Raw genomic sequence first — 1274 nt, forward strand, 5'->3', positions numbered from 1 at the left:
AAAGATGAATATCAGTATAAGAGTAAATAAAGACCAAGTCATAGAAGAAAAAAATATAACCAATAATATCGTGTCTAAAGATTTGATAGTCATGAATGAAAATGTGAATTTTGCCATAACAGGTATCAAATACGATAAATACCCGGCTAATGCACGTGTAAGTGCCGTCGTGGAGGTATATAATCTATCAACGGTATATGTAGAAAATATACCCGTATATTTTAGAATTAGCAGTGGCGGAAATACTTCAGCCTTAACCAAATATGTGTCCTTGGTTCCAGGGGTGAAGTGTTCAGTTGTCTTTAACTTCACCACACCGGATCAAAACGCTATCCTTAATATGTATGCAGAAGTCAATAGAGATAATACCATAGAAGAAATCGATAAGAGCAATAACAGTATGAGCAAACAGGCTACAGTCATTAAGAATGTAATCGGTAATGACTGTCAACCCACTAGAAGTTGGACGGAGTGGGACAGAAGATGGGAAGAAGTAGGTACAGATGAAACGGATAGTGCAATTTATGGATGGGTATATTATCAATTCTATTATGCGGCAAATATTAACTCAACCCATACAATAACACCACAGACCCTTAAGGCCGGCTATGGTTTCGAGGTTAGTGTGACAAGTACAGTCAACTATTGGCAGACCGGCGGCAAATGGACAAGAAGTCCCAGTAACCCACCATCAGCGCCAACGCGCGTAGAAGTACAGGCAGATTGGGATTATACGGTATACACAATGGAGACCTCAAGTGTATCAGCAAATGGATTAACGGCAACCTTTCGTCTGCCAATCAACCCAAGAAGTAAGCTGGATGCGAGAAAGATATATACCAATAAGGATCTTGCAGGAACCGCAAGCCATCCAAAGTCCTATGTGGTACAAATACACGTCTGTGATTCATATACACCATCAGGAAAGCTAGGCAATAAGATGAACACATATATCAATATAAATGGTGATATGTATGAGGATGATAGAACCTATTAATAGAGAGTAGTGAGTCATTTGAATTAAATAAAGGGGAAACAAGATGAGCGTATTGGTATTGAATTATAGTGAATTAAGCTCAAGTATCAAAAATGCTAATAAAGCGGCCGATCAAGCAAGAGATTATGGGGATACCATTAAAAAAACAATATGCAAAAAAATCTCAAGCCTACCCGGAGGCAGTACTAATAATACAAGTAATGCAGACTGGTTTGCCCAGAAAAAAATCGCTGCTTTGGCTGAAAAAGCGGATAGGCTAGATACTTTTGCATCAAAA

2 protein-coding genes are annotated in these 1274 nt (G+C 38.5%); both read left to right on the plus strand.

What is annotated here, in order from left to right:
- Positions 1–997: DUF8195 domain-containing protein (locus AC6F8J_RS14595; RefSeq protein WP_500724359.1), on the plus strand; the 997-nt coding region annotated here is incomplete at its 5' end.
- Between the two features lie 43 nt (positions 998–1040).
- A partial coding sequence (locus AC6F8J_RS14600; protein ID WP_500724360.1) for a hypothetical protein occupies positions 1041–1274 on the plus strand: 234 nt, incomplete at its 3' end.

This window comes from Petrocella sp., from assembly GCF_059865615.1.